The sequence below is a fragment of the Paraplanobispora takensis genome, assembly GCF_016863195.1.
Classification (GTDB): Bacteria; Actinomycetota; Actinomycetes; order Streptosporangiales; family Streptosporangiaceae; genus Planobispora; species Planobispora takensis.
The window spans coordinates 17,432-39,720 of sequence record NZ_BOOK01000035.1 but is presented as its reverse complement, the minus strand read 5'-3'; the positions used below and the strand labels follow the sequence as shown (position 1 = coordinate 39,720).

The window sequence follows — 22,289 nt, the reverse complement described above, 5'->3', positions numbered from 1 at the left end:
TCAGCTCCCCGCGGGGGTGACGGTGACGACGCCCGTCCGCCACAGCAGCTTGACCAGGTGGAGCTGGAGCCCGGTGAGCGTCCGGCGCAGCTCGTCGTAGCGCATGCCGCCGTCGGCCAGGCAGTCCCACACGACCTTGCCGCCGTCCACCTCGTCGAAGCTGCGCACCTCGACGCCCGAGGCCGAGCCGTCGACCGAGTAGCGGTGGCAGGGCAGCGGGCGCGACAGCGGCGAGATCACGGCGTCGCCGTTGGCGACCGGGTCCTCCCAGTACTTCGTCAGCGCCGCGTCCTCCTCCTCCGTCAGCTCGAACGGCGGCGGCGGCGCGAAGCCCTTGAACCCGGGGATGTCCAGTCCCAGGCTCTTGCGGATGGTGGCGCCCGGCGTCAGCGACACGAGGTCGCCGTCGCCGATCACGCCGGGGTCGGCCATCCCGTACGCCTTCATGTACGGCCCGTCGGCGTCCAGGTCGGCCTGCGTGCCCTCGGCGTCGGTGAGCACCCGCAGCAGGTCCGGCTCCATCGTGGTGCTGAGCAGGATCTGGAAGGTCTGCTCCCGGATGCCGGCCGACAGGTCCTGGCCGCGGGTGCGCCAGTAGATGCTGTCCGGGTTGCTCTTGCCGATCGCGTGGTACCACTGGTCGATCGAGAGCGAGAACGACTCGGCGATGCCGTGCCACTCCATGTCGTAGTCGTGCCACAGGTCCCGCTTGTGCTGCTCGTCGATGCTGTCGTCGAACGTGGCCTTCAGCACGGTCGCCGCCGACAGCCCGTGGTGCATGGCGAAGGCCACGCCCGAGGAGAACAGCGGGTCCACGAAGTAGGCGGCGTCGCCGACCAGGATCCAGCGCTCGTCGAAGTCCGCGAACTTGTCGTTGATCATGGAGTAGTTCGTGGCGGTCTGCATCTTGTCCGAGATCGGCGTGCCGTTCCTCACCAGCTCGCCGATCAGCGGGATGTCCTTGATCGCGTCGGTGAACTGGTCGATCTCGGTGAAGTCCTTGCCCGGCTCCTTGAGAATCGCCGGGATCGTCACGATGCCGACCGAGTGCGTCATGACCCGCTCGCCGTCGATGACCTTCGGCACCGGGATGTACCAGCACCAGCCGTCGGAGAAGGCCGAGCACGCGATCGGTGACAGGCTCTTGTCGTTGAAGATGTTCCAGTCCTCGGGGATCGAGTACGCGTGCGTGGCCCCGGTGTAGTGCTGCCAGATCGCGATGTTCTTGTATCCGGACAGGTAGCTGCGCTTCTTCTTCGACGCGATGCTGTTGCGCCGGCCCGAGGCGTCCACGAAGTAGCCGCAGCGCACCTTCCCGCCGTCGTTGAACGTCACCTCGCAGTCGTCGGCCAGCCGCTCGAACGCCGAGATGGTCATCTCCTCGAACACGTTCGCGCCGCACTCGGCCGCGTGCTGGAGGAGGAGGTGGTCGAACTCGGAGCGGTTGACGTGCGACGCCCACCGGTGGACGCCGTCCTTCACGTACGACTCGTGGTCGAAGAAGCCCACGCTGGGCGTCCCGTCCCACTTGAAGATGCCCCCGAACTTCTTGACCTTGAACTCGCTGGACATGACCTTGTCCAGGGCGCCGATCTCCTCCAGCGCGGGGGTCGTCGGGTGGGCCAGGGATTCGCCGATGTGCTCGCGCGGGAATTTCGCCTTGTCGAAGACGGCCACGCTGAGATTGGTGGTCCGCGCCAATTGAGCGGCCAATGTGGAGCCCGCCGGACCGCCACCCATGATGATGACGTCGTAATAGTCGCTCATCTTCTCGGTCATTGATTCCTCTTCTCCGTGCGTCGGCGGCGGAGGGTGAAGTCCGCCGAAGCAACGATCGCACCGCGGGCTGCCCGGCGGACCGAGGAGATTACCGAAGTCATTGGCTGCAGCCTTAATACCGGTGTCTTCCGCGTGCACTGTTGTGGCGTGGCCGACAACGAATTCAAGGCACTACTCGCCCCGCCCGAAGCACGCCGGTTCGTCCTCGCCGGCTTCGTCGGGCGGCTCCAGATGTCGATGCTCGGCATCGCCACGATCCTGCTGGTGACCTCGGCGACCGGCTCGTACGGGCTGGCCGGCGCGGTCGGCGGCACGATCCTCCTCGCGCAGGCGTTCGCCGCCCCCCGGATCGGCAGGCTCGGCGACCGGCTCGGCCAGGGCCGGGTGCTGCGGCCCGTGCTGCTGCTGCACGCGGCGGGCCTGGCCGGCATCATGGTCGCGGTCGCCACCGGCACGCTGTGGCTGCTGTTCCCCTCCGCCGCGCTCGCCGGCGTGGCCTTCCCCCCGCTCGGCCCCATGGTGCGGGCCCGCTGGACCGCCAGAGTCGGCGGGACACCCATGCTCAAGGCCGCCTTCTCCATCGAGAGCGCCATCGACGAGGTCGTCTACATCGTCGGACCCGTCATCGCCACCACCGTCGCCGCCGCGCTCAGCCCGAGCGTCGGCTACCTCGCCTGCATGCTGCTGACGCTGGCCGGCGGGCTGGCGTTCGCCGCCATGCGGCGCACCGAGCCGCCGCCCCTGGCCGACCCGGGGCCCCGGCCGTCGCTGCTGCGCATCGCGGCACTGCGCCCGACCCTGGTGTTCGGGTTGCTCCTGGGCGTCATACTCGGCGCCACCGAGATCGCCATGGTCGGCTACGCCGCCGACCTCGGCGCGACCGCACTGGCCGGGCCGCTCGTGGGCGCCCTGTCCGTCGGCAGCCTGGCCACCGGCCTGGTCTACGGCGGACGCCGGTGGAGCTCCACGCTCTCTCAGCGCTTCGTGGCCTTCGCCGCGTGCCTGGCGGCCGGGTTGATCCCGCTGACGATGGTCACCGGCGCGCCCATGATGGCGCTGGCCTCCTTCGTCGCGGGCGCCGCCATCGCGCCGACCCTCATCGTCGTCTACGAGATCGTCGAGTCGCTGGTGCCCGGCGAGCGCAGCAGTGAGGGGTTCGCCTGGGTGCAGAGCGCGCTCGTCATCGGCCTGGCCGTCGGCGTGCAACTCGCCGGGCAGATGACCGACGCGTACGGCGCGCACGTCGCCTTCCGCGTCGTGGCCGTCGCCGGAGCGGTCGCGTTCGTGGCCGCCGTGGCCTCCACCCAGCACGTACGCGCCGCGGCCGAAGTACTTCGGTAATCCCCTCGGTGGAAAACCGCGGCCCCGGTGCGATGCTGAATCCGGTAGCGAATACAAATGATTTCGCGAGGTAGGGACACGATGCGTGATATCGCGATAGTCGGCATGGGGTGCCGTTTCCCGGGCGCCGCAAATCTGAATGAATACCTCCGGCTGCTGCTCAGCGCTGAACGTCGTTTCCACGCCGTTCCCGAGTCGCGCTGGGACCACCGCGAATTCCATAATCCGAACGAGGGCCGGGCGCCGAAGAAGGCGTACACCGACCAGGTTTCCTACCTTTCCGAGATCGACCGGTTCGACGCCTCCTACTACCGGATGCCGCCGCGCCGGGTACGCACGATGGACCCGCAGCAGCGGCTCATCCTCGACGTCACCCGCGAGGCCGTGCAGGACGCGGGCTGGGAGCGCCGGCCCTTCGACCGGCAGAACACCGGCGTGTACTTCGCGATGAGCACCGCCGACTTCATGTACCTCACGCCCGACCCGATGGACATGGAGCCCTGGTCGATCCCCGGCGAGCAGCTCAACATGGCCGCCACCAACGTCAGCCAGTTCTACGACCTGGCCGGGCCCAGCTTCACCGTGGACTCCTCGTGCTCGTCCGGGCTGGTGGCCCTGCACGAGGCCGTGGTCGCGCTGCGCGCCGGGGTGTGCGCCGAGGCGGTCGTGGGCGGTGCGTACGTCAATCTCATCCCGCACAGCCTCGTCGGCTTCTCCAAGGTGGGCGCGGTGTCCAGGGAGGGCGTGTGCCGGCCGTTCGACCGGCGTGCGGACGGGTTCGTGCTCGGCGAGGGCGTCGGCGTGGTGGTGCTGCGCCCGCTGGAGGCCGCGCTCGCCGCCGGTGACCGCGTCTACGCGGTGATCAAAGGAGTCGGCTGCTCCAACGACGGCGCCGCCGAGGGGCCGATGACGCCGCGCACCGAAGGGCAGCGGCTGTCGCTGCGCCGTGCGTACGACGACGCCGGGGTGGATCCGGGATCCGTGGGCTTCATCGAGGCGCACGGCACCGCCACCACCGTCGGGGACCGGGTGGAGCTGGACTCGCTCAGGCACGTGCGCACCTCGTCCGCGGGCGCCCCCGGGCCCACCTACCTGGGGTCGGTGAAGGCGCTGATCGGGCACTCCCTGACCGCCTCCGGGATGGCCTCGCTCATCAAGACCTCGCTGGCGCTGCACCACGGGGTGATCCCGAGCCAGCCGGAGACCGAGGTCAACCCCGAGGCCGACCCCGCCGTCGCGGCCCTTTCCATCCCGCAGGCCAACATCCCCTGGCCGCGTACCGAGACGGGTGCCCGGCGGGCGGGCATCAACTCCTTCGCCTTCGGCGGGACCAACGTCCACGTGGTGCTGGAGGAGTCTCCCGAACCCGCCGGCGACCCGGACCCGCACCCGCACCCGGCCCCGGGCGACGGCCCGGGCGAGGAGCGGGCGGAGCTCTTCCTCTTCTCCGGCGCCACGGTCGAGCTGCTCGCCGACTACGTCGAGTCGTTCACCGTGGAGCCGGGGACGTCACCGGAGGCGGTGGCACGCACGCTCGCCGGACGCGAGCTGCTCAAGGCGCGGCTGGCGGTGGTCGCGGCCGGCCGAGACGAGCTCGCCGCCCAGCTCAAGACGGCCGCCGCGGCGCTGCGGGAGGGTCGTACGGGCCCGCTCGGCGAGGGCGCCTACGCCGCGGCGGCGCCACTGGAGGAGGGGGACCGCGCGGTCGCCTTCCTGTTCCCCGGCCAGGGCAGCCAGCGTCCCCACCTGCTGGCCGACCTGTACGAGCGCTTCCCCGCCTTCCGCGCCGCGGCCGGCGAGCTGGACGCCGTGGTCAGGGACGGCTTCGCCGTGAACGTCCTGCACGACGTCTACGGCGAGGACGCCGACACCGAGGCGGGCCGCGAGCGGATCAAGGGAACCGACGTGTGCCAGCCGCTGCTCGGGGTGCTCGGCCTGGCCGCCGCCCGCCTGGTGACCTCATGCGGGGTGACGCCGTCGGTCGCACTCGGCCACAGCGTCGGGGAGTTCCCCGCCGCGGCGGTGGCCGGGGCGATGGACGACGCGGAGGCGGTGCGGCTGATGGCCGGGCGCGGCGCGGCGATGCGGCGGGCCGAGAACGGCCGGGCCGGCGGCATGCTCGTCGTCCAGGCCGCCGCCGACAAGGTGGCCGGGCTGTCGGAGGGGATCGAGGGCGTCTGGCCCGCCTGCTACAACACCCCGCGGCAGATCGTCGTCGCCGGAGAGCCCGAGGGGCTGGCCGCGCTCGCCGAGCGGTGCGCGGCGGCCCGGGTGAGCGCCGTGCCGCTCGCGGTGTCCAACGCCTTCCACACCCCGCTGCTGGAAGGAGTCCGCGGCGACGTCCGCGCGGATCTGGAGCTGCGCGAGATCGGCCGCCCCTCGGCCGCGTACGTCTCCTGCATGAGCGGCGGCAGGGAGGACGACCCCGGGCGGCTGCGCGAGCTGTGGGAGGGGCACGCCTCGTCGCCGGTCAGGTTCGCCGAGGCCGCGCTGACCGCCTATGAGCTGGGGGCGCGGGTGTTCGTCCAGGTGAGCGGCGGAAGGTCGCTGCTGGCCATGGTCAAGCGCACGCTCGGCGACCTGCCCGGCGCCTGCTACGTCGCCATGTCGGGGGACGAGACCGACGGCGGGCGCACGTTCCTGGCCGGGCTGGGCCAGCTCGCCGTACTCGGCGTGCCGGTCGGCCTGCCGGACTCCGGCCGCCGTCCCGCGCTGGTGAGCCTTCCGCCCTCGCCGCTGCTGCGCAAGGTGCACGCCCTGCCCCCGTTCCCGATGCCCCCGTCCCCGACGCGGAACGCGAAGAAACCGACCGAGGCGGCCGTGGGGCCGGCCCCAGCGGAGGAGAGTCACGTGAGCGAGATCGTCAGCCTTTTCCGTGAGCAGATAGCCCTGCTGCGCGCCGCCGGGGCCCCGGCGGCGATCCCCGTCCCCGCGGTGGCCGCCCCGGTGGCGGGCGTCTCCGCCGGGACCGTCGTCCAGCCGCCCGCCGCCGACCGGGTGCAGGCCGGCCGGGTGAAGAGCACGGTGTACGAGCAGATCGCCAGGATCGGCGCCTTCCCGGTCGAGCAGCTGAGCGGGCCGACCCTGCTGGTGGAGGAGCTCGGATTCGACTCCCTGATGGTGACGGAGCTGCGGGCCTCCCTGCAGAAGGTCTGGCCGGAGCTGACCAGCCTGCCCAAGCGGCCCACGATCGACCAGGTCGTCGCCGCCGTCTCCGGCGCGCTCGGGATGACGCAGGCCGCCCAGCCGGTCGTCTCCCAACCGGTCGTCTCCCAGCCGGTCGTCTCCCAACCGGTCGCCCCTCAGCCGGTCGCCTCTCAGCCGGAGCAGCCCGCGCGGCCCACCCCGGTCATGGAGACGACCCTGGAGAGCTGGTCGGATCTGCTGGAGCACCGGGAGTTCATGCAGGGCATCGGGCGCAACCCGTACTTCATCGACCACCAGGCGAACATCAGGGACACCACGGTCGTCGACGGCAAGGAGCTGATCAGCTTCTCCAGCTACAACTACCTGGGCCTGTCCGGCCATCCGAAGGTCAACGAGGCCGTACGCGAGGCGGTCGAGCGGTACGGCACCTCCGTGTCGGCCAGCCGGTTCCTGTCCGGCAACCGGCCGCTCCACCATGAGCTGGAGGCCGAGCTGGCCGCCCTTCTCGGCACCGAGGACGCGATCGTCCTGGTCAGCGGCCACGCCACCAACGTCTCGGTGATCGGGCACCTCGTCGGGCCCGGCGACCTCATCGTCCACGACGAGCTCGCCCACGACAGCATCCTGCAGGGCTGCGCGCTGTCCGGTGCCACCCGCCGCCCGTTCGCGCACAACGACCCGGCCGCGCTGGACGCCGTGCTCGGCCGCCACCGCCACCTGCACCGCCGCGCCCTGGTCGTCATCGAGGGCGTCTACAGCATGGACGGCGACCTCGCCGACCTGCCCGCCATCATCGACGTCAAGAACCGGCACGGCGCCGTCCTGCTCGTGGACGAGGCGCACAGCCTCGGTACGGTCGGCAAGTCGGGCGGCGGGATCGGCGATCACTTCGGGGTGGACCGCACGCAGGTCGAGCTCTGGTCGGGCACGCTGTCGAAGGCCGGCGCGAGCTGCGGCGGCTACGTCGCGGGCAGCCGCGACGTGGTCGACTACCTGAAGTACACCGTGCCGGGCTTCGTCTACAGCGTCGGCATGACCCCGCCCAACGCCGCCGCCGCGCTGGCCGCGCTGCGCGTGATGCGCGACGAGCCCGAGCGGCTGGAGCGGCTGCGGACCAACTCGGAGCTGTTCCTCAAGCTGGCCCGCCAGGCCGGGATCGACACGGGCGTGAGCAAGGACTCGCCGGTGATCCCGTGCATCGTCGGCGACTCGCACCAGTGCCTGACGCTGGCGAACAGGCTCTTCGACCGGGGCATCAGCGCCAACCCCATCCTCTATCCCGCGGTTCCCGAGGAACTGGTGCGACTGCGGTTCTTCGTCACTTCCGAGCACACCACCCAGCAGATCGAGCACACCATCGACGTCCTCGCCGGAGAGCTGAAGGGGCTGGCGGGCTGAACCACGGGCCGCGCGTCCGAACGGAATGGATGAGACAGTGGACTGGACCACAGGAAAAGTCATAACCCCCACCGCGACCTACACCTCGATCGAGATCGAGGAACTGGCACTCGGCATGGCGGCGATCCTCGGCGAGCGCCCGGTGGCCCCGGGCGACCGGGTCGTCATCAGCGCCGGCAACTCCGCCGAGTACATCGCCGTCCTGCTCGCCCTGATGCACCTGGACGCCTCGATCGTCCTCGTGGACCACCGTGAGACGGCCACCGAGCGACGCAGGATGGGCTCCGTCGCCGGGGCCCGCCTGCTCGTCACCGACGACGACCTCGCGGACCACACCTCCCCGGTGCCCGCGCTGGCCATCGGCGCACTGGCCGACGAGGCCAGGCGGCGCAGGCCGGGGACGGAGTTCCTGTCCTTCTCGGCCTGGCACGCCCGGACGGACGCGCTGGTCACCTGGTCGTCCGGTTCCACCGGCTCGGCCAAGGGAGTCGTGCGCTCCGGGCGCGGTTTCCTCAACGACCTGCAGCGCACCCGCGAGCGGATGGGCTACCGGCCCGACGACGTGCTGCTGCCGCTGCTGCCCTTCTCCCACTTCTACGGACTGACGCTGGCGATCCTGCAGTGGACGGCCGGCTGCTCGCTGGTCGTGGCGCCGCTGGATCGGCTCGACCTGGCCGTGCGGCTGGCCGCGCTGGCCGGGGCGACCGTGGTGGACGCGACACCGTCCACCTACCACGCCCTGCACGCGATGAGCCAGCGGCGGCCGAACACGGTCAGGGAACTGGCCGGCGTGCGCATGTTCTGCTCCGGGGGAGCGCCGCTGCCCTCGTCACTGGCCCAGCGCTTCGCCCGGACGTTCAGCCGGCCGCTGCTGGACGGGTACGGCAGCAACGAGGCGGGGAACATCGCCCTGGCCAACCTCGCCAACACGGGCAACTGCGGGCGCCCGCTCACCGACGTGGACGTCACCATCGTCGACCACAAGGGCGACCCGGTGCCGCCCGGTCAGGTGGGCGAGATCGTCGTCCGGTCGCCGAGCCTGATGGAGGGCTACCTCGCCGACGACGGCACCCTCCTGCCGCTGAAGGACGACCCGTACGCGACCGACGACCTCGGCTACTGGACCATCGAGGGCAACCTCGTCGTGATGGGCCGCAAACACGCGGTCCACCGCATGGGCCACAACCTCTACCTGGAGACCATCGAGCGCAGGGCCGAGTTCTGCGGCCGCCCCGTGAAGATCGTCGCGGTGGACGACGAGCGTCAGGGCAGCCAGCTCGTCTTCTTCGTCGAGGACGCCAACGAGGCGGGGGCGGCGCACTGGCGCGGCGCCATCTGCTCGCTGCTGCCCTCCTACGAGCACCCGAACAAGGTCGTCGTCCTGCCCCGGCTGCCGGTCAACGGCACCGGCAAGGTGGATGTGCGCACTCTGCGCAGGCTGGCGCAGAACGCCGTCTACCGGCCGGCCCGGACGCGTCCGCGCGACGTGCCGTACGAGGATCTGCCGACGCCCGAGGGCCTGGACAGGATCCCGTTCGCCGAGCGGATCGCCTCGCTCAGGGCGGTGGCGCATTTCCTGCGCACCGACCCCGGGGCGGTCATGGACGTGCTGACGGAGATCTCGGACTACAAGTCCGTCGAGGCGGAGATCGACGCCGCCCTGCACACGCTGGCCGGCGCCGTCGAGGAGGTGGTGCGCAACGGGCCGCCGCGGGTGGACCGGATGGCCGTGTTCATGTCGTCGAACGTGCTGCTCAACTCGTACGTGCTGTACCTGCTGGTCCCCAGCCTGTACACGGAGACGATCACGGCCAGGCCGTCCAGCCAGGTGGCGGCGCAGACGTGGCGGCTGCACGAGCTGCTCGCCCCGGTGCACGGCCTGCCGATCGAGATGACCTCGCTGAGCCAGCGCAAGTTCAAGGAAGGCCCCGTGGCCGGGGCGGACGTGGTGGTCTTCACCGGCACGTACCAGAACGCCGAGACGATCCGCGCCGAGCTGTCGCCCGAGCAGATCTTCCTGCTGTTCGGCCAGGGCGCCAACCCGTTCGTGGTGACTCCCGGCGCGGACATCGACCTGGCCTCCGAGGACGCCCTGCGCATCAGGATGCTCAACTCCGGCCAGGACTGCTTCGGCCCCGATGTGTTCTTCGTCCACGAGCACGACGCGCCGCGGTTCGTCGAGGCGCTGCTCAAGCGGCTGTCCACGCTCACGTTCGGCGACTACGACGACCCGGAGGCCGACTACGGCCCCATGTGCTACCTGAGCGCGATCGTCGAGGCCGCCGAATACCTGCAGGAGAACGGCCGGCACATCATCTACGGCGGTCAGATCGACTTCCGCACCCGCCAGATCCAGCCGACGGTCCTGCTGCGCTCCATGACGGACGAGATGTCGCTGTCGGAGATCTTCTCGCCCATCTTCAACATCGTCACCTACACCGACCTGACCCAGGTCCGCCGGCGCCTGGAGACCGGCTACTACCAGGACAGGTCCATGGGCGCCATGGTGTACGGCCACGCCCCCGAACTGGTCGAGTACCTGAGCAGGCGGCACATGGTGGCCGTGAACGAGACCCTGCTCGACATCGACGACGGCAACCAGCCGTTCGGCGGGCGCGGCATCATGGCCAACTACGTCGGCCACCGCAAGAAGCGGGTCGCCAAGCCGCTGCTGATCTCGCAGGTCGTCGCGGAGTTCGCGCCGGAGAAGGTGGGGTCGCGATGACCGCCTACCCGAGCGCCTGGCACGCCGTGGTCGACTACGCGCGCGCCTGCGGCGTGGAGGCCGTGTTCGGACTGCCCGACGACGACCTCGTCCCGCTGAAGGCGATGGAGCACACCGACCTGAGAATGGTGCTCTGCCGCGACCAGCGCGCGGCGGCGTTCATGGCCGCCGGGCACGCGCTGACCTCCGGTCGTACCGCGGTGTGCGTCATCGGCAAGGGCCCGGCCGCCGCCAACGTCGTCGGCGGCCTGGTGGAGGCCCGCTGCTCCGGCGCGCCGATCGTGGTGCTGGCCTCGGGCACCGCGGCGAAGGCACGCGGCTCGGGCGCCTTCCAGGAGCTCGACCAGATGGCCATGATCACGCCGGTGGTCAAGTGGGCGCACCGCGTGGACCACCCCGACCGGGTGGTGCCGGCGATCGAACGGGCCTTCCTGGTCGCCGAGAACGGCGCACCCGGCCCCGTCTACCTGGAACTGCCCGCCGACCTGCTGGACACCGAGGTCGTCAGGACCCGGCCGTGGCGCCTGCCGCGCGCCCACCGCCCCGCCCCCGACCTGGAGGCGCTGGCCTGCTCGCTGGCCGCGCTGCGAGCCGCCCGGCGGCCGATCGTGCTGGCCGGCGGCGGCATGCGGCACAGGAACGCGAGCGGGGAGATCGAGCGGCTGGCCGAGCGGCTGGGGGCGCCGATCTTCGTCACCGCCTCGGGGCGCGGCTGCGTCGATGAGGAGCATCCGCTGTTCTGCGGCCTGGCCGGCCTGTACGCCGCCGAGGAGACGCTGCCCCTGTGGCAGGAGTGCGACCTGGTGGTCTCCCTGGGCAGCAGGCTGGAGGAGACGGCCGTCACCAGGCCCGGCTTCGCCGCCCCCGGCACCGACGTGCTCCAGGTGAACCTCGAACCCGCCGAGATCTCCGCCGAGTGGCCGGGCCCGATCGTCATCGGCGACGGCGCCGTGACCATCCGAGCGTGGCTGTCGGAGTTCCCCCGGCAGGCCGGGGAATGGGGGCGGCGGGCGCGGGCCGCCGCGGAGGCGGCGGGCGAGCGCGTCGCGGCCGAGCGGCGGCGGGTGCGCGACCTGCCCGGCATCCACATCGCCGACCTGCTGCGCGTCATGGACGAGGTGCTGCCCGAGCGGCGCGTGCTCGTCCAGGAGAACGGGCTGCAGGACATGTGGACCTACTTCTACCCGCACTGGACCTGCGGCCCGCGGGCGGACTCGATCGTGCCGTCCGAGCAGACCAGCCTCGGTTTCGGCGCGATCGCCGCCGCCGGGGTGAAGCTCGCCGCGCCCGGCCACTTCGTGGTCGCGTTCGTCGGCGACGGCGCCTTCGGCAAGCTCGGCGCCGACCTGGACGTCCTGGTCGAGCAGGGCATCGGCGTCCTGTACGTGGTCCTCGACAACGGCGGCTACGGCTGGCTGCAGGCCCAGCTCGACAAGGGCGGCCGCTCACGGTTCGGCTTCGCGGGCCGCCCCGGCGGGACCGCGGGCGGCCGGCCCGGCGTGCACCACACGGTGGTGGACGACAAGGCGCGGCTGGACAAGGAGCTCCGCGTGGCGGTGGAGGTCTGCGCGGCCGGCCGGGTCGCGGTCGTCGAGATCCCCGTACGGCTCGACGACGTGCCCGCCGATCTCACCGACACGGAAGGACAGCACTGATGAGAACCTACGGACGACGTGTCGTCATCACCGGTCAGGGCGCCGTCACACCCGTCGGGCTGAGCGTCCAGGACTTCTGGGACGCCCTGCTGGCCGGTCGCAGCGGTGTCGGCCCGATCGAGTCCTTCGACACCGAAGGCCTCCCCGTCACGATCGCCGGAGAGGTCAAGGGCTTCGAGCCGACCGACTACATGCCGCGTACGGTCAGCCGCAGGATCGACAAGTACGCCCAGTTCGCGGTGGCGGCGGCGATGCAGGCCGTCGAGCACGCCAAGATCGTCGTGGACGACGCCAACACGCACCGCGTCGGCGTCCTCATCGGCTCGGGGTACGGCCCCACGGCCCTGGTCCAGTCGGGCACGCTGACGCTGGACGGCCGCGGGCACCGGGCGCTGGCGCCGTGGCTGTCGGCCGCCACCTCGATCGACTGCGCCGCCGGAGAGGTCGCGCTCAGGCTGGGCGCGACCGGGCCGTCCGGCGCGGTCAGCACCGCCTGCGCCTCCGGCACCTCGGCGGTGGGCGAGGCCATGCGGATGATCCAGCGCGGTGACGTGGACGCGGTGATCGCGGGCGGCGCCGACAACTCGATCACCTCCTTCGACATCGGCTCGACCGCGATGTCCCGCGCGCTGTCGCGGCGCAACGACGACCCGCAGCGGGCCAGCCGCCCGTTCGACAAGGACAGGGACGGGTTCGTGATGGCGGCGGGCGCGGGCGCGCTGGTGCTGGAGGACGCCCACTCCGCCGAGCGGCGCGGTGCGACGATTCTGGCCGAGGTGGTCGGCTACGGCGCGACCAGCGACGCCTATCACCCGACCGCGCCGCACCCCGAGGGTCTGGGCGCGCGCCGCGCCATGCAGCTCGCGCTCGACGACGCGGGCGTTCCCGCCTCGGCCGTGGACCACATCAACGCCCACGGCACGAGCACGACGCTCAACGACAGGACCGAGGCCGCCGCCATCCGCAGGGTGTTCGGCGACCACGCCCCGGCCATCCCGATCACCTCCGTCAAGTCGATGACCGGGCACATGATCGGCGCGGCCGGCGCGGTCGAGCTCATCGCGACCGTGCAGACCCTGCTCACCGGCATCGTGCCGCCCACCATCAACTGCGACGACCCCGAAGACCCGGGACTGGACTTCACCCCGCACCGGCCCAGGCAGCACGACGTCAAGGTGGCGATGAGCAACTCGTTCGGCTTCGCCGGGCACAACGCCACCCTCGTCGTGCGGCGCTACGAGTAACCCGTGGAAACCCGAAAAAGGAGAAAAGATCATGAGTAAGGAACGAGTGCTGGCCGAGTTCGCCGAGATCGTGCACGAGGTCGCCGGCATCCCCGTGGCCGAAGTGCAGGCCGGCAGCCACCTGCGCGACGACCTGGACATCGACTCGCTGTCCCTGGTCGAGATCATGGTCGCCGTCGAGGAGAAGTTCGGGGTGGCGACCCCGGACGAGATCGCGGCGGACCTGGAGACCGTGAGCGCCGTCCTGGACCACATCGAGCGGAACCAGCCGGCCGGCGTGCTCTGAAGACGGGCCTGAAGGAAGACGGGCCTGAAGCCGTACACGTGAAGGGGATGGCCGGACGCCGGCCATCCCCGCTCACCTGAAGGGAAGAACACGTGGAGGACGTGAACCTGCTGCGGGAGCTGGAGCCCGTCGTCGCCGAGAACATGGACCGCCATCTCAAGGTGGTGCGCGACTGGCATCCCCACGACTACGTGCCGTGGAGCGAGGGACGCGACTTCGCCTTCCTCGGCGGCGAGGACTGGGAGCCGGGCGACACCAGGATCGGGCCGACCGCCCGCGCCTCGCTGATCGTGAACCTGCTGACCGAGGACAACCTGCCCGCCTACCACCACAACCTGCTCACCGCGCTCGGCTCCGGCGGAGCGTGGGGCGAGTGGATCTACCGCTGGACCGCCGAGGAGGCCAGACACGCCATCACGCTGCGCGACTATCTCGTGGTGACCCGCGCGGTGGACCCGGTGGACCTGGAGCGGCGGCGCATGGCGCTGATGGCGTCGGGGCCCGCCCGCGAGCCCGTCGAGCTGCTGCCGAACGTCGTCTACACCGCCCTGCAGGAGCTGGCCACCCGGCTGTCGCACCGCAACACCGGCGCCGCCACCGGCTGCCCGATCGGCGAGCAGCTACTGGCCCGCATCGCCGCCGACGAGAACCTGCACATGCTCTTCTACCGGAACCTGGTGGGCGCCGCGCTGGAACTGGCACCCGACCAGACCGTACGGGCCATCACGGACGTGGTGAAGGGCTTCGAGATGCCCGGCGCGGGCCAGCCGGGCTTCCGCCGGATGGCCGTCGAGATCGCCAACGGCGGCATCTACGACCTGCGGTTGCACTGCGATCGCGTGATCATGCCCATCCTGCGGCACTGGCGGGTCTTCGAGCGCACGGACCTCGGCCCCGAGGGGGAGGTCGCGCGTGAGGAGTTGTCGGCGTTCATGCACGTACTGGACGCGCAGGCGAGCCGGTTCGTCGCGCGCCGCGAGGAGCGCGCGGCCCTGGCCGCCGTCCGGTGAGACTCATATTCGGATGAGACTCATATTCGGGTGAGACTCATACTCATCCGGCTCATTCCGCCCTGACCAGCTCGGCCCGGTTGGAGACGTTCAGCTTGCGGTAGACGCTGGTCAGGTGGAGCTCGACGGTCCGCTGGGAGACGAACAGCAGCTGGGCGATCTCCCTGTTCTTCTTGCCCTCCACCACCAGCTCGGCGACCCGGCTCTCGGCCGGCGTCAGCGAGTCCCACCCCGTCTGCGCCCGCCTGCGCGGGCGTGCCCCGTGTTTGACCAGCTCGGCGTGCGCGTGGTCGCCCAGCGCCGTGCCGCCGCAGCGCTGGGCCAGGTCCAGGCCGCGCCGCAGCATGTCGCGGGCCTCGGACTCCTGGCCCGCCGAGGCCAGCGCCGTGCCGAGGTCGACCACCGCGCGGCCGAGCTCCAGCGTCGCGGGTGAGCTCTCCAGCACCTGGACCGCCTCCCGCAGCAGCTCCACCCGCTCGTCCTCGCCCCGCGTCAGCAGGGCGAGGCTCCGCAGGCTGCCGCCCAGTGCGCGGCCCGCAGTCCACAGCACCGCCTCCTGGTGCTGCTCGCGCACCAGCGACAACGCCCGCTCCTGCTCGCCCAGTCCGGCCAGGGCCCGTGCCGCGTGCGAGCGCCACTCGCTGACCGCCGGGCTGGTCACGCCCCAGGCGGCCAGCCGCTCCCCGCAGGCCAGCAGGTCCTCGGCCCCGGCCCGGAGATGGCCGCACGCGATCCGCAGCCGTCCCCGGCTGTCCAGCAGGTGGTTGTGCCGCCAGGTGAGCGGCAGCTCGTTCGGCAGCCCCGCCTGCCGCAGCAGGTCGTCGGCCTCCTCGTGCTCACCGCGCTCCAGCAGCGCGTCGATCAGCACGGCCAGATGGTGGAAGACCATCGGCACGGGCAGCCCGTCGGCCACCGCCGCGACCGCCGTGCGCGCCGCGGCCTCCGCCTGCGCCACGTCGCCCTTGCGCAGCGCCAGGTGCGAGCGCATCGCGGCCAGCTCGGGCATCTGCACGGCGGGGGCGCGCTGTTCGGCGTCCAGCAGGTGCTGCTCGACCACGTCGAATCCGTCGGCGTACAGGATCGGCAGCAGTGCGAAGCTCGTTACCAGCGAGCCCGCCTCCACCAGGCGGTCCTCGGCCAGCGCCGCCTCGGCCCCGGCCCGCGCGCCCCGCAGGTCCCGCCCCGACCAGGCCAGCCGGACGGCGAGCGCCGCGCGCGTGCCGCCGTCGGGCCCACCGGGCGGCGGGCCCTGCTCGGTGGCGTTCAGCGTGCCGAGGATGAGCCGGTGTCCGCGCAGCCGGCCGGCGAGCGCGTCGTCCTCGCCGCCGATCAGCGCGATGTGGTCGTTCAGCACGGCGATCGCCGCGTCCAGATCGCCGAGCGCGGCCGTGGCGAGCGCCAGGTGCTGCCCGATCAGCGCGTGCTCGGCCGCCGTGCGCGCGCCCGTGCTGGCATTCCTGAGATGCCGGATCGAGGCGCGGTGGTCGTGGCCGCTGAGCGCGACGCCGAGCTGCAGGGTCAGCTTCAGCCGCTGGGCGGGGGACAGGGAGCTCTGGATCGCCCGCTGCATGCACGCCGTGGCCTGCTCCAGATAGCCCATCGAGGTGAGCCGCACGGCCACGTCGCACAGCAGGTCGGTGATCTCGGGCGAGGCGGTGGGACCGGCGGCCAGCAGGTGGCGGCCCATCAGCGGGGAGTCGGCGTCGCGCGCCGCCAGCAGCTTGGCGGCGGCCAGATGGTGGCGGCCGCGTTCCTCGGCGCGCATGCACCGGTACAGCACCGTGCGCGCGATCGGGTGGACGAACGAGATCGTCCCGCCCGCCCGCAGCAGGCCCAGCTCGGTCAGCCCCTGCACGGTGTCGGCGACCTCGGTGTCCTGGATTCCGCACAGCTCCCTGAGCAGCGTCGGCCGGGCGTCACCGTCCAGGACCGCCAGTACCTTGGCCACGGTCAGCGAGTGCGCCGAGTGGCGGGCCAGCCGGTCGGCGACGTAACGGGCGATCCGCGGCGGGGCCAGCCCCGGCAGCAGCCCGGCGGCCTCGTCGTCCGAGCCGATGCCCTCCAGCGTGAGCTGCCTGATCAGGTCATGGACGAACCGCGGGCTTCCGCCCGTCAGCCGCCGGCACAGCGTCGCGAACTGCGGGCTGGGCGGTGATCCCCGGTACAGCTCCAGCAGGGCCGCGACCTCCTCCTGGCCGAGCGGGCCCAGGTGGACCTCGGTGTGGTTGAGCGTGCTCCGCAGTTCGTCGTACGCCTGCCGCGACGCCGGCCGTTCCCCTACGGAAACAGAGACAGCCAGCAGAAGCGGCAGGCCGGATAACCTGCGCGCCAGGTGGGCCAGCCAGCCGAGCGAGAGCTCGTCGACCCGGTGCACGTCGTCCACGACGAGCACCAGCGGGCCCTCGCGGGTGATCTCACGTACGTGTTCGTACAGCTCCGCGAACACATCGTCCCTCCCGGACCCGGGTGCGGCGGGTGGCTGCCGAAGGCCGAGCAGCTCGCACACGGCCCCGAACCCGGGCTGCGTGCGAGGGCCCCCCGACGCGAACAGCACCCTGAGGCCGTCGCGGCGCGCCGCCGACACCACGTGGTTGAGCATGGCGGTCTTCCCCGAGCCCGCCGCGCCCTCGATGATCACAACGGCCGAGCGGCCCCGCCCGGCTTCCCCGATGACACCGTCAAGGAGCCGGATCTCAGACTCGCGGCCGAGCAGCGGACGCATGGCTCCCCCTTCCTCATGTCGCCTTCGCGCTCAGTATCGCGACGCGCGTTAGAGGGCCGCTCAACGCCGATTCAACGGAATGCTTCGGTATTTCCCTCGGTGGCAAACCAGCGGGCCGATGACAGCCTGAGAATTCGTTCACGTCATGCGGAGGTTGTTTTCATGGCTCCCATTCCGCCGATCGCGCCGCACGCGCTTCTGCTGCTTTTACTGCAAGTCGGATTGCTGCTCCTTCTCGCCCTCGCGCTCGGCCGGCTCGCGATCAAGCTGCGGTTGCCCGCGGTGGTCGGGGAACTCTGCGCCGGTGTCCTGCTCGGCCCGTCCCTGCTCCACGTGGTGGCCCCCGGTCCGTCCGCCTGGCTGATCCCGCAGCAGGCGGAACAGTTCCACCTGCTGGACGCGGTCGGGCAGATCGGCGTGCTGCTGCTCGTCGGCCTCACGGGCGCCCATCTGGACCTCAAGTTGATCCGCAGGCAGGGCTCGGCCGCCGTGAAGGTCAGCGGGTTCGGGCTGGTGGTCCCGCTCGGGTTCGGCGTCGTCACCGGGTTGCTGCTGCCCCAGTCGCTGGTCGGGAACCGGGACCAGACCGTCTTCGCCGTCTTCCTGGGCGTCGCCATGTGCGTCAGCGCGATCCCGGTGATCGCCAAGACGCTCATCGACATGAACCTCATGCACCGCGACATCGGCCAGCTCACGCTGACCGCGGGCATGGTGGACGACGCGTTCGGCTGGCTGATGCTGTCCGTCGTGTCCGCCATGGCCACCACCGGGCTGCGCATCGGGTCGATCGGCGTATCGCTGGCACTGCTGGCCGGGGTGATCGTGTTCGCCGTCGTCGCGGGCCGGCCGCTGACGCGCACGGCGTTCCGGCTCGCCGCGCGTTCGGAGGAGGCCACCCCGACCATCGCCACCACGGTCGTGCTCATCCTGCTCGCCTCCGCGGGCACCCACGTGCTCGGCCTGGAGAGCGTCTTCGGCGCGTTCATCATGGGGCTGCTCATCAGCGGGTACGGCAAGCCGGACCCCGTCAAGCTGGCCCCGCTGCGCACCGTCGTCCTGGCCGTCTTCGCCCCGGTGTTCTTCGCCACCGCGGGGCTGCGCATGGACCTCACCGCGCTGGCCAGGCCCAAGGTGCTCGGCTTCGCCCTGCTCATCCTGGCGGTGGCGATCGCGGGCAAGTTCATCGGCGCCTACCTGGGGGCGCGCACCAGCAGGCTGGGCAAGTGGGAGGCGCTGGCGCTCGGGGCGGGCATGAACGCCCGCGGCGTCATCGAGGTCATCGTCGCCATGGTCGGGCTGCGCCTTGGCGTGATCAGCACCGAGGTGTTCACCATCATCATCCTGGTCGCCGTGGTCACCTCCGTGATCGCGCCGCCCATCCTGCGCGTGGCCATGTCGAGGGTGCGGCTCACTCCCGAGGAGGACGAGCGCAGGCAGGCCCATCTCGGACTGGTCCAGCCGGCGCCCGTACTGGAACGGGTCGGCTGACATCGATTCCCGCCGTTCCGGCAGGCTCGGAACACTTTTCTCATCGCGGACAGGCGACCCCGGCACAAATGGTTGATTCCCTGGGTATGCCGCTTATCGGCGGGCCGTTGGAACTCTGTGCGTGGAGCATCGGCCCGCGCGACGGCTCGGCTCCGGCGGCCGGGTGCGCTTCGTCCGGACACGGGATCACGATGGCCGGCGGCGGGGCCGCGCGGCCCGGAGACTGGGAGAGCTCCGGGTTGTGCGGCCTTCAGCGCACGAAGAAGCCGGCCCGGGTATATCGCGGCATAAACCGGAAGAACAGCTCGGAAGGCGGCTCTGAGCTGCGGTTGCCACTCTCCGCTACCGGCGCTCGCCGGCCTTCCGCATTGATTTGATTACTCCACGCGGTCACTCTCCCTTGACCTGCGAGGAAAACGACGCGGCGACGGTGCCGGCCTTCGGTTGCGGTTCCGAGGGCGGTCTGGGCCGCGTGGCGGAGGCCAGGCGCTGGTGGAACCGGCCGGCCCCGATCGGCGGACCCCGACGCGACGGCGCTCCCGGTCCGGAACGACGGACCCGCGGCGGGCGGCGAGAATGGCACCGGGGCACCGGCGATCACCCCGCCGGCGGTCGCCCTGACGGCGAGAGACCGCTTCACTCCGCCCGCCCCGGAGATCGGCTCCTCGCCGCGGCCGGAGGATCCGCAGCTGGTCCGGCCGCCGATCCGGCTCGCCGTCGAACGGGACCTCTGGCACCCGCGTACGGCCGTCGCCACGGCGGGCGGGATCACCGCCGTCGCCGTCGCGGCACCGGCATTCGTGACCTGGACCATGGGCGACGGGACCACCGTGACCTGCCGCGGCCCCGGCACGCCGTACCGAGAGAGCCGCGACGACCCGCGCCGTCCCTCGCTCACCTGCGGTCACACCTACCTGGAGTCGAGCGCGGACGTCCCGAACGCCGAGCTCTGCGAGGAGCGGGATCCGGAGGCCGCCCTGGACGTACTTCAGCGGATCATCGTCCTGGACCCGGACCGGGAAAGGGGTGGCGCCGCATCATCCGCCTGCGGCTCCATCTCGGCCGCCGTGACCATGCCCGGAGCACGGCGACCCTTCTGGCGGAGCACCTGAACGAGCTTGGAGTGCGTCCGGTTCATGAGACGGAGAAGCTTCTCGCCCCAGGTTTCACATCGATTGCGAGAAGCTCGAGCCATGAAAGTATGACAATTTACAGCCAACCATGATCTTTTTCTTGATTGTTCTCGCATCTGCCGCTGAAACCCGGGGCGCCGGGAGGCTTCTGATTCATCATTGTGCGGGGGCGAATCTTCGAAAGCGTCTCCATTCGAGGTGCTGTGATGGATATATTTTTTCCATGGTTCAGGGAAGGCTTCGGGCTCCGGAGCACGAACGGCGCAACGCATATCACCGCAAGCGCGTGGCGGCCATCGTCGACCCGGCTGAGCGGCTGACCGCTCACATCGACTGGGTCCGATCCGTACTGGCTGCGATCCCTCACCCTGTGGATCGGGATTGCGCACGGGATGTGCTCTCCGCTGTTCTCCGTGATTTCGCGGAGAGAATGAGCCTCCCACCGGGAGTCGCCCCTCCTGCGGCTGCCGGTGAGTCTCTACCGGATGGCCCCCGGCGCGGCGCTCTCCACCTGCTGCCCCGAACGCGTTGAGGATCCCGGCATCGCTGCTCGATCTGCCACCGTAGCCGGGATCGGATTTGCATGAGACCCACGGAAACGAAGAGAGCAGCGACCCGGCACAACGCATGCTCGCGGGATTCCTGCAGGTTTCCGTTCTCGACACCGCCCAGACGGAGGGCATGCCGTTCGGAACCCGCCGAAGGCGACGGGAACCGTCGACCCGGACGGTTCCCGATGCGGTGGCGTCCACCTCTGTCGTTTTCGAGGCGTATCTGTCCTCCGACGATGAGGATTATGCTCCCGGCGGTCTCCGGGTGATGGCCGGTGATGTCGTCATCAATTCCGGCTGCTGCGTAGGGCTCGACGAATGGCGGGATTGGCTGGACGTCCGGAGCGGGCAAACGATCTATCTCGGTCATAGTCCGGACATGTTGTCGAAGCACCGCGAAGCCGTGGTCCGCATCTGGCAGGACGAGGACCAGTCCCTTTCAGGGGAACTCACCGGCTCGCCCGGCCGGCACATCGACATTCCTCGCGACGCTCTACCTGATCTTCTCCGGGGTGTTCACCAAGACCTCGCCGGTTTCCTCATCGCACCACGCCAGTGGGCACGGGACCTCGTCCCGGAGTTGGCCGATCAGTTCGTCGCGGCGGTGGACCAGCGCTTGAAGATCAGCGATCCCCTCGACTTCTGAGAGATCGGACGGCTCTGCTGCTTCCGAAGGACCTGGGGAAACGCCTTCAAGATCGTCCCCCACATGTCCCGCGATCATTGACCTACAGTTGCACGCGACGGCATTCGGCTGCATGTGATCGTCAGGAGAGGCCACGCTGAGCCCCTGGTCAAAGGCTTGGCGGCTGGTCAAGAGAGTGCCCCCGGCCGGGCACGGCGCAAATCTACGGCACCCCGGCCTGCGGTTTCCCGCGGTCGGCTCGTCGTCGAGACGCGCGTCGAGGTGGTCAAAGGGGGTGCCGGACGATGAACGACTCCCTGGCCCGGGCGGACCGCTGGATCCGGTGGACGACGACCGCCTCTGTCGTGCTCCTGGCCGCGATCGCTGCGGTCGTGTCCTACCGGCACATGCACGAGCTGGCACTTCGACACGGAGAGAGCGAGCTCGGCGCGGTGCTCGCTCCCCTGGCGGTGGACGGCATGATCATGGCATCGTCGATGTCGATCCTGCTCGCGAGCCGGTACGGCCGGCGCGGTGGCGTCCTGCCCTGGGGGCTTCTGATCGCAGGCAGTCTGGCGAGCCTCGGTGCCAACGTCGCCGTAGCTGACCCAACGGTGATCGCCCGGATCATCGCAGCCTGGCCGTCGTTCGCCTTGATCGGGGCGTACGAGATGCTCATGGTCCAGATCCGGCAGGGGCGTGCTGTCCGAGAGCCGGTCAACGAGCCTACGGATGGCTCTGAAACAAATGAGCATGTCGCCGATGTAGAGGGGAAGTGCCGAGACCTGCGACGAGAAGCTTGGCAGTGGGCTCTCGCCAACCGCTGTCCAGACGGGGGTCTCCCCTCGGGGAGGACTATCGCGGTGCGGTTTTCCCGGAGTGCCCGGTGGGGACGATGGATCAAGAATGCGGGGCTCGCTGGCGAGCTGGAGTAGTTTGCCGAGGAGCTCAGACTTTGATTGATTCCATCCCTCGAAGGAGGGTCTGCGGGCTCCAGTCGGGCCTCCTCGGTCCCATCTGGACCAGTTCTTCTGCGCGAACTCCGCTGGTTCTCCGCTGGTGCTGTGATCCCATCACCGTTGCTGCGCTTGGTGGCAAACTGATCTATATACATCTATGTGTGCAGCGTGTAGAGGCTGATTCCTAGCCTCTGCATGACCTGCGCGACGAGCTTGCCGGTCTCCT

13 protein-coding genes are annotated in these 22,289 nt (G+C 70.6%); 11 read left to right on the top strand and 2 right to left on the bottom strand.

Annotated elements, in window-relative coordinates; all coding sequences use genetic code 11:
- Positions 1-1,779, bottom strand: coding sequence for an NAD(P)/FAD-dependent oxidoreductase (locus Pta02_RS23615; protein ID WP_203877102.1), 1,779 nt, complete (start codon positions 1,777-1,779; stop codon positions 1-3).
- 147 nt (positions 1,780-1,926) lie between these two features.
- On the opposite strand from Pta02_RS23615, the gene Pta02_RS23610 reads away from it, so the two are divergent.
- From Pta02_RS23610 to Pta02_RS23580, 7 genes are all read left to right on the top strand, one after another.
- The gene (locus Pta02_RS23610; RefSeq protein WP_203877101.1) at positions 1,927-3,120 is read left to right on the top strand and encodes an MFS transporter; all 1,194 of its coding nucleotides are present in this window, start codon (positions 1,927-1,929) and stop codon (positions 3,118-3,120) included.
- 81 nt (positions 3,121-3,201) lie between these two features.
- The gene (locus Pta02_RS23605) at positions 3,202-7,665 is read left to right on the top strand and encodes a type I polyketide synthase (RefSeq protein WP_203877100.1); all 4,464 of its coding nucleotides are present in this window, start codon (positions 3,202-3,204) and stop codon (positions 7,663-7,665) included.
- Positions 7,666-7,702: 37 nt separating this feature from the next.
- A complete protein-coding gene (locus tag Pta02_RS23600; RefSeq protein ID WP_203877099.1) occupies positions 7,703-10,390 on the top strand; it encodes an aldehyde dehydrogenase family protein in 2,688 nt (895 codons plus the stop codon).
- Entirely contained in the window at positions 10,387-12,045 is a 1,659-nt protein-coding gene (locus Pta02_RS23595; RefSeq protein ID WP_203877098.1) for a thiamine pyrophosphate-binding protein, read from the top strand. Before Pta02_RS23600 ends, Pta02_RS23595 begins: the two co-directional genes overlap by 4 nt.
- Complete coding sequence (gene fabF, locus Pta02_RS23590) at positions 12,045-13,289, top strand: beta-ketoacyl-ACP synthase II (RefSeq protein ID WP_203877097.1); 1,245 nt, start codon at positions 12,045-12,047, stop codon at positions 13,287-13,289. The genes Pta02_RS23595 and fabF overlap by 1 nt, the downstream gene beginning before the upstream one ends.
- A 31-nt stretch (positions 13,290-13,320) precedes the next feature.
- Positions 13,321-13,575, top strand: coding sequence for an acyl carrier protein (locus Pta02_RS23585; RefSeq protein WP_203877096.1), 255 nt, complete (start codon positions 13,321-13,323; stop codon positions 13,573-13,575).
- Between the two features lie 92 nt (positions 13,576-13,667).
- On the top strand, positions 13,668-14,585 hold the full coding sequence (locus Pta02_RS23580) for an acyl-ACP desaturase (RefSeq protein ID WP_239131181.1): 918 nt from the start codon (positions 13,668-13,670) through the stop codon (positions 14,583-14,585).
- 52 nt (positions 14,586-14,637) lie between these two features.
- Here the strand turns inward: Pta02_RS23580 and Pta02_RS23575 are convergent, their stop codons facing one another.
- A complete protein-coding gene (locus tag Pta02_RS23575; RefSeq protein ID WP_203877095.1) occupies positions 14,638-17,307 on the bottom strand; it encodes a LuxR C-terminal-related transcriptional regulator in 2,670 nt (889 codons plus the stop codon).
- A gap of 162 nt (positions 17,308-17,469) precedes the next feature.
- On the opposite strand from Pta02_RS23575, the gene Pta02_RS23570 reads away from it, so the two are divergent.
- From Pta02_RS23570 to Pta02_RS23555, 4 genes are all read left to right on the top strand, one after another.
- The gene (locus Pta02_RS23570; protein WP_203877094.1) at positions 17,470-18,795 is read left to right on the top strand and encodes a cation:proton antiporter; all 1,326 of its coding nucleotides are present in this window, start codon (positions 17,470-17,472) and stop codon (positions 18,793-18,795) included.
- Positions 18,796-19,595: 800 nt separating this feature from the next.
- Complete coding sequence (locus Pta02_RS23565) at positions 19,596-19,907, top strand: hypothetical protein (RefSeq protein ID WP_203877093.1); 312 nt, start codon at positions 19,596-19,598, stop codon at positions 19,905-19,907.
- A 600-nt stretch (positions 19,908-20,507) separates the two neighbouring features.
- Positions 20,508-21,125: a hypothetical protein gene (locus Pta02_RS23560; RefSeq protein ID WP_203877092.1), complete on the top strand. Its 618-nt coding sequence runs from the start codon at positions 20,508-20,510 to the stop codon at positions 21,123-21,125.
- Between the two features lie 284 nt (positions 21,126-21,409).
- Positions 21,410-22,039, top strand: a complete 630-nt coding sequence (locus tag Pta02_RS23555; RefSeq protein WP_203877091.1) for a DUF2637 domain-containing protein — start codon at positions 21,410-21,412, stop codon at positions 22,037-22,039.
- The last annotated feature ends 250 nt before the right edge of the window (positions 22,040-22,289 follow it).

Coding starts and splice junctions, on each gene's coding strand:
- Pta02_RS23570 (WP_203877094.1), top strand. CDS start 17,470: ATGGCTCCCATTCCGCCGATCGCGCCGCACGCGCTTCTGCTGCTTTTA.
- Pta02_RS23575 (WP_203877095.1), bottom strand. CDS start 17,307: ATGCGTCCGCTGCTCGGCCGCGAGTCTGAGATCCGGCTCCTTGACGGT.
- Pta02_RS23595 (WP_203877098.1), top strand. CDS start 10,387: ATGACCGCCTACCCGAGCGCCTGGCACGCCGTGGTCGACTACGCGCGC.
- Pta02_RS23605 (WP_203877100.1), top strand. CDS start 3,202: ATGCGTGATATCGCGATAGTCGGCATGGGGTGCCGTTTCCCGGGCGCC.
- Pta02_RS23585 (WP_203877096.1), top strand. CDS start 13,321: ATGAGTAAGGAACGAGTGCTGGCCGAGTTCGCCGAGATCGTGCACGAG.
- Pta02_RS23615 (WP_203877102.1), bottom strand. CDS start 1,779: ATGACCGAGAAGATGAGCGACTATTACGACGTCATCATCATGGGTGGC.
- Pta02_RS23555 (WP_203877091.1), top strand. CDS start 21,410: ATGAACGACTCCCTGGCCCGGGCGGACCGCTGGATCCGGTGGACGACG.
- fabF (WP_203877097.1), top strand. CDS start 12,045: ATGAGAACCTACGGACGACGTGTCGTCATCACCGGTCAGGGCGCCGTC.